Raw genomic sequence first — 10,402 nt, 5'->3', positions numbered from 1 at the left:
TCAAGGTGCGGCTGGGTATCAGCTGGCCTTGGCCAGGCCCGTGCGGGCCATGGCATCCGCGTACGCGGTGTGCATCTCGGCCAGGTACTCTTCCTGCCGGACCGGGGTGCCGGCGAACGCCCGGCCGCTGAGCGAGCGGACCTTGTAAGTCTTCAGGCCCCGGCGCCAGATCATGGGCACTTCGGTCTTGAGCAGCAGGTTGGCCAGGCGGTTGGCCTCGGTGCCGTGGGCTACGATCACGGAGGCGCGGGGCACGAGTGCCAGGAACTTCAGCAGCGGCTTGAGGCCGGCGGAAATCTGGTCCGGCGTGAACTTGCCATTGGGCTCGCCGGGGACGTACCACGGGTGGACGTTCCACGGCATGACGAATTCGGGGCGCAGGCCCAGCTTCCACTGGATGCCCAGCATGCGGGTGGCCGCCTCATCATCGCCGGCGGTGATGAAGCCTGACGCGTCCGCGGTGCCGATGTTGGAGTACAGGCTGATGATGCGGCACTCATCGACGTCGTGCATGGGGTCCACATAGGGGACAGCGGTGCCAGCTTTGGTTGCCTGGAGGACGTCAAGGAGCTCGTTGACGGGGGCGACGTTAGGTTCGTACCGGCGGCTCAGGAGCTCTTCGCGGAAATTTTCGGTGGCCAGGGCTGTCATATGTTGCTGGGTCTCCTGCGGGATTGGCAAAGCTGCCACACCGGATGCAGACACGCCGAATACCGGGCATGCGGAGCAATGGTGTGGTGTGAAAATGTGGTGTGGACCGATTCCTGGTCGATCCTTATCAGTCTATCAAGCCCCGCGAAATGCAGCGCCGGCCCCCGGCTCTGCCGTCCGGTGCAGTTACCAGAGCCGCTTGGTGGCGCGGCGGGCCCCATCGCCGAGGGCCTCCAGCTTGGCGTACGCAATTTCGGGATGCACCCTGCCGCCCAGCCCGCAATCGGTGGACGCAATCACGTTTTCACGACCCACGAGCTCGGCGAAGCGCACGATCCGGTCGGCCACGAGGTCCGGATGCTCCACGACGTTGGTGGCGTGCGAGACGACGCCGGGGATGATGACCTTCCCCTGGGGGAGCTTCGCATCCTCCCAGACGCGCCATTCGTGCTCGTGCCGGACGTTGGCCGCCTCGAAAGAGTAGCCGCCGGCATTGACCTGCAGGACGGAATCGAGGATGTCCGCGAAGGGGATGTCCGTGGTGTGCGGGCCGTGCCAGGAACCCCAGCAGACATGCAGCCGGATCCGCTCCTGCGGAAGACCGCGCAGCGCCCAGTTTGTTGCTTCGACCCGGAGCTGGATGAACTTCAGATAGTCCGCCAGGCTCGGCTCGGGGTTGATCTGGTCCCAGCTCTCGGCCAGGGAGGGATCGTCGAGCTGGACTGTCAGGCCGGCGTCGATGATGGCCTTGTATTCCTCGCGCATCGCGTCGGCGCAGGCGAAGAGGAGTTCCTCGTCGCTGCCGTAAAACTCGTTGGCCACCCGGGCGCACGACCCGGGGGAGAGGGAGGCGACGAACCCCTCGGCGAGCCCGGCCGCGGCCAGGCCGGTCTTGAGGTTGGCAATGTCCGCGGCCACGAGCTCCTGGCCCGTGTACGTCAGCGGCCCGGCGATCTTCGGCTGGGTGACGGCCTTGCGGTGGGCCAGGATCCCAGAGGAGGGGTCGTTGTAGGCGTCATCGAACTTCAGCCGGTCCCGGCGGTCGGGGAAGGAGGTCAGGACGATGTGGCCCGGCGAGGAGCGGTGCACCTTGGCGTCGGCCCAGCGGTCCACATCGGTCGGTTCCAGGCCGCCGAGCCTTGAGAAGGAGTAATTCCACCAGGCGCCGTAGTCCACGGAGCTGGACATCGTGTGCCCGTACTCGCCGTCATTGGGGATGTCGATGCCCAGGTCCTTTTGGCGCTGGACGACGTCCACCACCGAGGTTTCGAGCAGGTCCAGGAATTCTGGCGTGATGCCGTCTGTTTCCCTGGCCTCGTTCGCGGCGATCAGCTCGGGCGTGCGGGGCAAGGAGCCGGCATGGGTCACGCGGATGTGGTCGGTGTTCCGGGACATGGCGTGGTTTCCTTTCGGCCGCTCGGGATTCTCACTCCCACTCAATTCCACGCCGCGCTGTCCCGCAAGTGGTTCCCGTTATGTGTCGAGTCTGACCTGGTGGATGATGCAGCTATGACGAACGCCATGAAGAAGAAAGAATCGTCCGCTGCCGCCGTCGACGCCTTCGAAGGCGTGGCCGCAGACCTCGCCGGTGCAGGCGTCGCACTGGGCCAGACCTTTGGCTCCCGGGCCCTGATGGTCAACCGCAAGGCGATGGCCTGCCTCACCGGGGACGCGATGGCCTTCAAGCTGGGCAGGGATTCGGCCGATCACGCCCGCGCCCTCCAACTGCCCGGCGCGCGGTTCTTTGATCCGTCCGGGATGGAACGCCCCTTCAAGGACTGGGTGGAAGTGCCTGTGGCGGCGGCGGACGCGTGGCCCTCACTCGCGGAAGCGGCCCTGGCGTTCACCGCAGGCTAGACGGCGCGTCCAAGCAAGGACCCAAAGCGATGCCGTTCACCGTTTTCGGCTAAACTTGGGTGGTAAGAGCCCCGGAACTCTGGCGTTGGATACGAACACAGCGGTAGATTCGGGGCATTCTCATGAACGGCGCTGAGCTGCGGGAATGACTGTGGTTCGGCCCGAACGAATGGGGGAGGATCCCATGCCAGCAATCGTGATCGTCGGAGCCCAATGGGGCGACGAAGGCAAAGGTAAGGCCACTGACCTGCTTGGCGGCCGCGTTGACTATGTCGTCAAGCCCAACGGCGGCAACAACGCCGGGCACACCGTCGTCGTAGGCGGTGAGAAGTATGAGCTCAAGCTCCTTCCGGCCGGCATCCTGAGCCCGAACGCGGTTCCGATCATCGGCAACGGCTGCGTGGTGAACCTGGAAGCCCTGTTCCAGGAGATCGACGGACTGGAGGCCCGCGGCGCGGACACCTCCAAGCTGCGTGTCTCCGCCAACGCGCACCTGGTGGCGCCCTACCACCAGGTGCTGGACAAGGTCACCGAGCGGTTCCTCGGTAGCCGCGCCATCGGCACCACCGGCCGCGGCATCGGCCCTGCCTACATGGACAAGGTTGCCCGCCTCGGCATCCGCGTCCAGGACGTCTTTGACGCCTCGATCCTGCGCCAGAAGGTAGAGGGCTCGCTGCGCCAGAAGAACGAGCTCCTGGTCAAGGTCTACAACCGCCGGGACATCGAGGTGGACGAGATCGTGGAGTATTTCCTCTCCTTCGCCGAGCGCCTCCGCCCGCTGGTCATCGACAGCACCTATGTCCTGAACACCGCCCTGGACGAGGGCAAGGTGGTCCTCATGGAGGGCGGCCAGGCCACCTTCCTGGACGTTGACCACGGCACCTACCCGTTCGTGACGTCCTCGAACCCGACCGCGGGCGGCGCCTCCGTGGGCTCCGGCATCGGCCCCACCCGGATCTCGCGTTCCATCGGCATCATCAAGGCCTACACCACGCGCGTGGGCGCCGGTCCGTTCCCCACGGAACTGTTCGATGAGATGGGCCTGTACCTGCAGAAGACCGGCGGCGAGTTCGGCGTCAACACCGGCCGTCCCCGCCGCTGCGGCTGGTACGACGCCGTGCTGGCGCGCCACGCCTCCCGGGTCAACGGCTTCACCGACTACTTCGTGACCAAGCTGGACGTCCTCACCGGCATCGAGCAGATCCCGGTCTGCGTGGCCTACGACGTTGACGGCGTGCGGCATGACGAAATGCCCATGACCCAGACCGAGTTCCACCACGCCAAGCCGATCTTCGAATACTTCGAAGGCTGGACCGAGGACATCACCGGCGCCCGCACCCTGGAGGACCTGCCGGAAAACGCCCGGAACTACGTCCTGGCTCTGGAAAAGCTCTCCGGAACGCGCTTCTCCGCGATCGGCGTCGGCCCGGACCGCGACCAGACGATCGTGGTCAACGACCTCATCAACGACTAGTATCGGCTGACGCTTCACCAACTGGCGCACGACGGCGGCGGGCCACCCTGGAGAGGGCGGCCCGCCGCCGTCGCATTTAAGCAAGCCCTACTGCTAAGCCGTTTCCACCGCGAGCGAAGGACCGACGATGGCCATCACCGATTTCGAACGCTACCCCCTGACGTTTGGGCCGAGCCCCATCCACCCGCTGCCGCGACTCAGCGCGCACCTGGGCGGGGCGCAGATCTGGGCGAAACGCGAGGACGTCAACAGCGGCCTCGCGTTTGGCGGCAACAAGACCCGCAAGCTCGAATACTTCGTCCCGGATGCCTTGGCGCAGGGTGCGGACACCCTGGTCTCGATTGGCGGGTACCAGTCCAACCACACCCGCCAGGTCGCGGCGGTGGCCGCGAAACTCGGCCTCAAAGCCCGCCTGGTCCAGGAAAACTGGGTCGACTGGCCGGACCCGCTGTCCGACCGGGTAGGCAACATCCTGCTCTCGCGCATCATGGGCGCCGACGTCCGGCTGGACAGTGCGGGCTTCGACATCGGCATCCGCAGCAGCTGGGAGAACGCGATCGAAGAGGTCAAAGCCGCCGGCGGCAAGCCCTACGCGATCCCGGCCGGTGGGTCCGACCACAGACTGGGCGGCCTGGGCTTCGCCAACTGGGCCTACGAGGTGCAAGAGCAGGAACGGGAGCTCGGCATCTTCTTCGACACGATCATCGTCTGCACGGTCACGGGGTCCACCCACGCCGGGATGATCGCGGGTTTTGCCGGCCAGGACAAACCCCGCCGCGTGATCGGGATCGACGCCTCGGCGACCCTGGCGAAGACCCGCGACCAGGTTGAACGCATCGCCCGGAACACCGCTGAGCTGATCGGCCTGGGCCGGGAACTCCGTGACGACGAAATCAACGTCATGGAGGGCTGGGCCGGGGACCTCTATGGGATCCCCGTCGACTCCACCCTGGACGCCATCCGCCTGGGCGCCTCGCTCGAGGCCATGATCACGGACCCCGTCTACGAGGGCAAGTCCCTGGCCGGGCTGATCGACCTCGTGAAAAGCCGGGAGATTCCGGCCGGCAGCAATGTCCTCTACGCCCACCTCGGCGGCCAGATCGCCCTCAACGCCTACAGTGGGCTCTTCCGGTCCTGACACGGCATGCTCCGGCGGCGGGTTCCCTGGCGGGGGACCCGCCGCCGTCGTCGTTAAGCCCCGGCAGCACCGGCCCTAAAAAAGAAATCAAGAAATTTCCGGATGGTGCGTAACCTTTCGAGCCCGCCCAGCGATTACCTCTTTGTAAGCGCCGCCGGAGTGTTGGACCCCCCACCAGACATCGGCTGGCCTTCCACTGTAAGTGCCGACCGGCGCCTTCCCCCCATCTGGTCTCCGGTCGGCCCTTTACCGTAAGCGCTTGCCGGCGCCTGCCCCCATGGGCGCCGGCCAGCCTTCCACGGCGAGAGCGGGCTGTCGACTGCCCCCATGAGGCCTCAGCCCGCCTTCCACCAAAAAAACAAAGGATGTACTGCTGTTATGAAGAGTGTTAGCAAGACCACCAAGATTGTTGTCGGCGCCGCCATCCTGGCAGTCGGAGGTTTCTCCGGCATCGGACTGGCCAACGCGGCCCAGATGTCCAGCACCGAGCAGGCTGAAGTGAACCACGCTACGCCCGCCACGCCAGCTGTCCCGGCCACGCCTACGCTTCCGGCAAAGCCGGCCGTCCCCGCAGTTCCGGCGGCACCGTCGACTGATGGCTCCGCCAAGGGCGACGCCGACGCCGACGTTGACGGCACCGAAGGCTCCGGCCAAGGCTCCGTCGACGCTGACCAGGACGGCGCCACCGTCAAGGGCGGCGTCAGCGTCAAGGGTGCTGCGGGCGAGGCACACGCCAACGCCAACGTTAAGGCCGCAGTTCCGGCGACCCCCGCGGTCCCCGGTGGCCACGGCGTCCCGGCAACCCCGGCCATTCCGGCCCAGCCGTCCGTCGAGCTGCCCCAGCACGACAAGTAATTTCTGGCTGTTTAGCCTGGACCCGGCACGGGTCTGAAAGCAAGGAGGGAGCCCTTCATTTTGAAGGGCTCCGGGGTGCGGCCGCTAGACTTGCGGGGGCCGCACCCCAGCAGTAAACGGAAGGACAGCCTCTTGGCACAGCAGCTAAGCGACGACGAATTGTCAGCCGCTTTAGCTGGTGACCCTTCTGGCTTCAGCGCGGTGTACGCGGTCATTTCCCCGGCCGTGCTGGGCTACTTCCGGGCCCGCGGCGTGGACGACGCCGAGGCCCTGACCCAAGACGTGTTCGTGGACGTTCTGCCGAAACTGGCCGGCGTCCGCGGCGGCCACACGGGTCTGCGGACGTTCATTTTCTCCGTCGCCCACGCCCGGCTGGTCGACTACAGGCGGCGGGCAGAACGCACGCCGTACCTGGCCGAATACGACCCCCTGAACGACGCACGCTACTCGGCGTCGGCCGAGGACGAGGTGCTCGGATCCCTGGGCGGTATCTCGGACACTCTCGCGAGGCTCAACGAGGAGCAACGGGAAGTTCTGGTCCTGCGGATAGTCGCGGACCTTTCCATCGAACAGGTGGCCGGCATCATGGACAAGACGCCGGGTGCCATCAAACAGCTTCAGCGCCGCGGGCTCAGTGCCCTGCGCGAACTCGTAACCGAAAAGGACCACGCAGCATCATGACCGGCACCCGCGACCCCCAGCAGGATGGCAGCATCCAAGTGATGCTGAGCGACTCCGGCCTCGAAACCGCGGCCGAGCTCCGGAGCGCACTGGAACAGCTCCGCGACTTGGTCCCGGATGCGGCTCCCGCGCCCCGCGCCGACCTCGCGGCCCTGCTCGCAGCCGGAGCAGCCGGTCCCGCCACCCGTGAATCAGCCATGACGACGGCGCTGCCCACGGTCACGACCGTGACGGATGCCGCCGATGAATCGCTGCCGACCCGGGTCACGAGCCTCGCCGAGCGCCGCGGCCGGAAGCGTCGGCTGGCAATCGTCGGTGGCGCCGTCGTGGGTGCCATGACCCTGGGTGCCGGCGCCGTGGCGGCATCCAGCGAGGACTTCCGGCATAACGTCAGCCAAACCGTCGGCGTCATATTCCAGCCCGCGGGGCAAGATGCACCGGCCCCTGAGCATGTCCAGCCGTCGCCGTCCTCGGTCCCGGTCCTTCCCGTGCCGGCCGCCACGTCCCGTCCCGGAACGCCCGGGCCTGCACCTACTGGCGCGGGAACGCCAAACAGCTCAAGAACTCCGGGCTCCCCGGCGGCCGGACACGGGCGGCCCGCCTCGCCGCCCGCCGTCGGCCGCGACGGCATCCTTCCGACCCCAGGCCAGAGGCCCGAAGCGCCCGGACTTCCGGGCGGCGGGCGAAACGGAGACAGGGACCTGCCGCGCGTTCCGGGCCGCACCACCCCAACCCTGCCCGGCGTCGTTCCGACCAAGGCCCCCGTCAACCCATAAGCCGCTCGTTAAACCTCGCTCGAAGTTCACGGCTGCGCCTGACGGGGCAGATCATTCATTTATTCGATGATTGCCGGGAAAGATTGCAGGAGTAATGTTGATGCATGGCCCACGTTAACGATCCGACAGTGATTGACCGCCTCATGCGAACCAAAGGCACGTGGGCGGTGGTCGGACTGACCACCAACGAATGGCGCTCGGCGTATGAAGTCTCCCTGTTTGTCCGTGACCGGATGGGCATGGAAATCATTCCGGTCAACTTGCCCGGCGACGACGTCCACGGGGAGAAGGGATACCGCTCCCTGACGGATATCCCGGCGGGGAAGCACCCGATCGACGTCGTGGACTGCTTCGTCAACTCCCACAGGGTGGGGGCCGTCATCGACGAGGCCATCGCCGTGGGCGCCAAGGCCGTCTGGCTGCAGCTGGGTGTCTTCGATGACGCCGCGGTGGACCGCGCCAAGGCCGCCGGGCTGGACGTCGTCGTGAACGAGTGCCCCGCCCGCGAAGGCTGGCGCGTAGGCCTCTAGCGGCCCGTAGCCCGCAGCCGGATAGGCTCGTGCCATGGACGTTGCCACCCTCCGCGAGATCTGTCTGAGCTTCCCCGGCGCCTTTGAGGACTTTCCCTTCGGCCCGGAGACGTCCGTCTTCAAGGTGCGGGCGGGTATTTCCGGCGGCGCGCGGCAGGACGCCAAGATGTTCGCGGCTTCCGCCATGGACCCGGCGGACTGGTCCGTGAGCCTCAAATGCGAGCCGGCCCTGGCCGAACAGCTGCGGGCCGTCCATCCGGAAATCACCGGCGCCTGGCACATGAACAAGACGCACTGGAACGGGGTCCGGCTGGACGGTGCGCTGCCGGATGACATGATCCGGGACATGGTGGAGGATTCCTATGACCTGGTGGTCGCCTCGTTCAGTCGAAAGCAGCGCGAGCAGCTGGGCTGGGCGGGACTGGCCAGGGGCGAGGGCACATGAGCGGCGATCCCGGCACCGGCCGCGCGGCGCGGGCCGGGCTGAACTATCCGGGCATCGGCTCCACCGAGCACGGGCAGGCGCCCGAAGGCTTTCCCTGTCTGGTGTCCCAGGCGTACCTCGGCGACGGACTGGCACTGTACCGGAGGGTGGCGCAGGGAATTCTTTCCTGGCAGCTGCAGAAACGCTCCGGGCTGCGCATCCGCACCGACTCCGACGCCGTCGTGCCCGGCGCGCGCGTGGTGAACGGATTCGGCGTCGGACCTTTCCGGATCAACGCGCCCTGCGAGGTGGTGTGGGTGTGCCAGCCGGCGTCCGGCGACGGGCCGCAGCGTGCCGGCTTCGGGTACGGCACACTGCCCGGCCATCCAGTGAGGGGCGAGGAAGCCTTCGAAGTGGAGATCGACGACGCCGGGCGGGTGTTCCTGAAAATCACCGCCTTCAGCAGGCCTTCCAACTGGTTCTACGCGGCCGGCAGCGCCCTGACGGGACGCGCACAAAGGCATGTCACTTCCCGATACATTGGGAGTGCACACGAACTGGCCGCAGGTGAAAGCTGATCAGGAGCAGATGGATGCTGGAACAGAAAACCCTTGACCAATTGTGGAACTTCGACGATCCCGCCGGATCCGAAGCCCGGTTCCGGGCGGCCGCCGCAGATGACAGCTACGACGCCGACGAACGCGCCGAACTCACCACCCAGCTGGGTCGGGCCATCGGGCTGCAAAGCCGCTTCGAAGAAGCCGACGCCCTGCTGGACGCGGTCGACGCCGACGAGCCCACCGTCGCGGTGCGGGTGCTGCTCGAACGCGGCCGGGTGCTCAATTCCAGCGGCCACCCCGAGATGGCCGTGCCGCTCTTTGAACAGGCGGCGGAACTGGCAGACTACCTGGTCGAGGAATTCCTGGCCGTGGACGCGCTGCACATGCTCGCCATTGCCGACTCCGCCCACGCCGAGACCTGGACCCGGAGCGCACTGGAGTATGCCTCCACGGTCCACGATGAACGGACCAAACGGTGGATGATCTCGCTGCACAACAACCTCGGCTGGACGCTGCACGACGCCGGCCGCTGCACCGAGGCCATGGTGGAGTTCCAGCTCGCGGAACAGTGGGCCGATAGGATCGGCACGCCGCGGCAGCAGGAACTGGCCCGCGAGGCCATCAAGGCCTGCTGACCGCCTGCAAGAATGGAACCTCCGGAAATCCGAATGAAAGGCAACAGCTCGTGATCTTCATCGTCGTCAAATTCAAGGTCAAGCCGGACTGGTCCGAGCGCTGGCTGGGCCTCGTGGACGATTTCACCCAGGCCACCCGGCAGGAGCCCGGGAACCTCTGGTTCGACTGGTCCCGCAGTGTGGAGGACCCCAACGAATTCGTCCTCGTTGAGGCCTTCAAGGACGACGCCGCCGGAGACCATGTGAACAGCGCCCACTTCAAGCAGGCCATGGCGGACATGCCGCAGGCGCTGGCCGAGACGCCGCGCATCGTCAGTCGCCAGCTCGACGGCGACGGCTGGGACCGGATGGGCGAGCTCACCATCGCCGAGGACCGCCTCTAACCCCGTCGATTGCTCCGTAACGGCCCTTTGAGGCCTCAAAACGGCCGTGGGCCCACTCCGGCAGGGTTCCCTGGCCGAGCTTGCGAGGCGAGGGGGCAGGTAGGGAGCAATCGATAGGCTTATGGCATGTGGATCGGCTGGATTGAATTCGACCTCCTCCTAGGCAACGTTCACAGCCTCAAGGAGAAGCGCTCCGTGGTGCGGCCGCTGCTGGCGGAGCTGAAGCGCCGCTTTGATGTCTCCGTGGCCGAGGTCGGGGACCACGAACAGCACCGGCGCACGCAGTTGGGCGCCGGCCTGGTGGCAGCAGACCGGGCACACCTCGTGGACGTGCTGGCCGCCGTCGAACGCTTCGTGGCAGCCCGGCCCGAACTCGAACTCCTCAGCGCCCGGCAACGGGAGCTCCGCAGCGACGACTAACCCCGCAGGCTCAGGGAC

Annotated in this window: 14 protein-coding genes; 12 read left to right on the top strand and 2 right to left on the bottom strand. The window is 66.7% G+C overall.

Annotated features, from left to right (window positions below; all coding sequences use genetic code 11):
- Positions 1-18 precede the first annotated feature (18 nt).
- Both AC1DZQ_RS18125 and AC1DZQ_RS18120 read right to left on the bottom strand, forming a co-directional pair.
- A complete protein-coding gene (locus tag AC1DZQ_RS18125; protein ID WP_476964796.1) occupies positions 19-651 on the bottom strand; it encodes a uracil-DNA glycosylase family protein in 633 nt (210 codons plus the stop codon).
- Positions 652-837: 186 nt separating this feature from the next.
- Positions 838-2,046, bottom strand: coding sequence for a cobalamin-independent methionine synthase II family protein (locus tag AC1DZQ_RS18120; protein ID WP_476964795.1), 1,209 nt, complete (start codon positions 2,044-2,046; stop codon positions 838-840).
- Positions 2,047-2,145: 99 nt separating this feature from the next.
- On the opposite strand from AC1DZQ_RS18120, the gene AC1DZQ_RS18115 reads away from it, so the two are divergent.
- The 12 genes from AC1DZQ_RS18115 to AC1DZQ_RS18060 all read left to right on the top strand — a co-directional run bounded on the left by AC1DZQ_RS18115 (position 2,146) and on the right by AC1DZQ_RS18060 (position 10,384).
- Complete coding sequence (locus AC1DZQ_RS18115) at positions 2,146-2,508, top strand: hypothetical protein (RefSeq protein ID WP_476964794.1); 363 nt, start codon at positions 2,146-2,148, stop codon at positions 2,506-2,508.
- Positions 2,509-2,692: 184 nt separating this feature from the next.
- Positions 2,693-3,982, top strand: coding sequence for an adenylosuccinate synthase (locus AC1DZQ_RS18110; RefSeq protein WP_476964793.1), 1,290 nt, complete (start codon positions 2,693-2,695; stop codon positions 3,980-3,982).
- Positions 3,983-4,109: 127 nt separating this feature from the next.
- Complete coding sequence (locus AC1DZQ_RS18105) at positions 4,110-5,120, top strand: 1-aminocyclopropane-1-carboxylate deaminase (RefSeq protein ID WP_476964792.1); 1,011 nt, start codon at positions 4,110-4,112, stop codon at positions 5,118-5,120.
- Between the two features lie 378 nt (positions 5,121-5,498).
- Entirely contained in the window at positions 5,499-5,975 is a 477-nt protein-coding gene (locus AC1DZQ_RS18100) for a hypothetical protein (RefSeq protein ID WP_476964791.1), read from the top strand.
- A 132-nt stretch (positions 5,976-6,107) separates the two neighbouring features.
- The gene (locus AC1DZQ_RS18095; RefSeq protein WP_476964790.1) at positions 6,108-6,656 is read left to right on the top strand and encodes an RNA polymerase sigma factor; all 549 of its coding nucleotides are present in this window, start codon (positions 6,108-6,110) and stop codon (positions 6,654-6,656) included.
- Positions 6,653-7,432 carry a hypothetical protein gene (locus tag AC1DZQ_RS18090; RefSeq protein ID WP_476964789.1) on the top strand — a complete coding sequence of 260 codons (780 nt, stop codon included), beginning with the start codon at positions 6,653-6,655 and terminating at the stop codon, positions 7,430-7,432. Before AC1DZQ_RS18095 ends, AC1DZQ_RS18090 begins: the two co-directional genes overlap by 4 nt.
- 104 nt (positions 7,433-7,536) lie before the next feature.
- A complete protein-coding gene (locus tag AC1DZQ_RS18085) occupies positions 7,537-7,962 on the top strand; it encodes a CoA-binding protein (RefSeq protein ID WP_476964788.1) in 426 nt (141 codons plus the stop codon).
- A 34-nt stretch (positions 7,963-7,996) separates the two neighbouring features.
- Positions 7,997-8,407, top strand: coding sequence for an MmcQ/YjbR family DNA-binding protein (locus tag AC1DZQ_RS18080; protein ID WP_476964787.1), 411 nt, complete (start codon positions 7,997-7,999; stop codon positions 8,405-8,407).
- The gene (locus AC1DZQ_RS18075; protein WP_476964786.1) at positions 8,404-8,964 is read left to right on the top strand and encodes a DUF1990 family protein; all 561 of its coding nucleotides are present in this window, start codon (positions 8,404-8,406) and stop codon (positions 8,962-8,964) included. The genes AC1DZQ_RS18080 and AC1DZQ_RS18075 overlap by 4 nt, the downstream gene beginning before the upstream one ends.
- Before the next feature lie 14 nt (positions 8,965-8,978).
- Positions 8,979-9,581 (top strand): hypothetical protein, encoded by a 603-nt coding sequence (locus tag AC1DZQ_RS18070; RefSeq protein WP_476964785.1) that lies wholly within the window; start codon positions 8,979-8,981, stop codon positions 9,579-9,581.
- A gap of 50 nt (positions 9,582-9,631) precedes the next feature.
- Positions 9,632-9,964, top strand: a complete 333-nt coding sequence (locus AC1DZQ_RS18065) for a putative quinol monooxygenase (protein ID WP_476964784.1) — start codon at positions 9,632-9,634, stop codon at positions 9,962-9,964.
- A gap of 126 nt (positions 9,965-10,090) precedes the next feature.
- A complete protein-coding gene (locus AC1DZQ_RS18060) occupies positions 10,091-10,384 on the top strand; it encodes a DUF503 domain-containing protein (RefSeq protein WP_476964783.1) in 294 nt (97 codons plus the stop codon).
- Positions 10,385-10,402 lie beyond the last annotated feature (18 nt).

The organism is Arthrobacter sp. P1_C12_2 (assembly GCF_056406415.1).
This window is presented reverse-complemented; position numbering and strand designations above follow the sequence as displayed.

Bases quoted from the DNA above. Each gene is read 5' to 3' on its own strand.
- AC1DZQ_RS18125 (WP_476964796.1), bottom strand. From the start codon at position 651: ATGACAGCCCTGGCCACCGAAAATTTCCGCGAAGAGCTCCTGAGCCGC.
- AC1DZQ_RS18120 (WP_476964795.1), bottom strand. From the start codon at position 2,046: ATGTCCCGGAACACCGACCACATCCGCGTGACCCATGCCGGCTCCTTG.
- AC1DZQ_RS18110 (WP_476964793.1), top strand. From the start codon at position 2,693: ATGCCAGCAATCGTGATCGTCGGAGCCCAATGGGGCGACGAAGGCAAA.
- AC1DZQ_RS18105 (WP_476964792.1), top strand. From the start codon at position 4,110: ATGGCCATCACCGATTTCGAACGCTACCCCCTGACGTTTGGGCCGAGC.
- AC1DZQ_RS18100 (WP_476964791.1), top strand. From the start codon at position 5,499: ATGAAGAGTGTTAGCAAGACCACCAAGATTGTTGTCGGCGCCGCCATC.
- AC1DZQ_RS18090 (WP_476964789.1), top strand. From the start codon at position 6,653: ATGACCGGCACCCGCGACCCCCAGCAGGATGGCAGCATCCAAGTGATG.
- AC1DZQ_RS18085 (WP_476964788.1), top strand. From the start codon at position 7,537: ATGGCCCACGTTAACGATCCGACAGTGATTGACCGCCTCATGCGAACC.
- AC1DZQ_RS18080 (WP_476964787.1), top strand. From the start codon at position 7,997: ATGGACGTTGCCACCCTCCGCGAGATCTGTCTGAGCTTCCCCGGCGCC.
- AC1DZQ_RS18075 (WP_476964786.1), top strand. From the start codon at position 8,404: ATGAGCGGCGATCCCGGCACCGGCCGCGCGGCGCGGGCCGGGCTGAAC.
- AC1DZQ_RS18070 (WP_476964785.1), top strand. From the start codon at position 8,979: ATGCTGGAACAGAAAACCCTTGACCAATTGTGGAACTTCGACGATCCC.
- AC1DZQ_RS18060 (WP_476964783.1), top strand. From the start codon at position 10,091: ATGTGGATCGGCTGGATTGAATTCGACCTCCTCCTAGGCAACGTTCAC.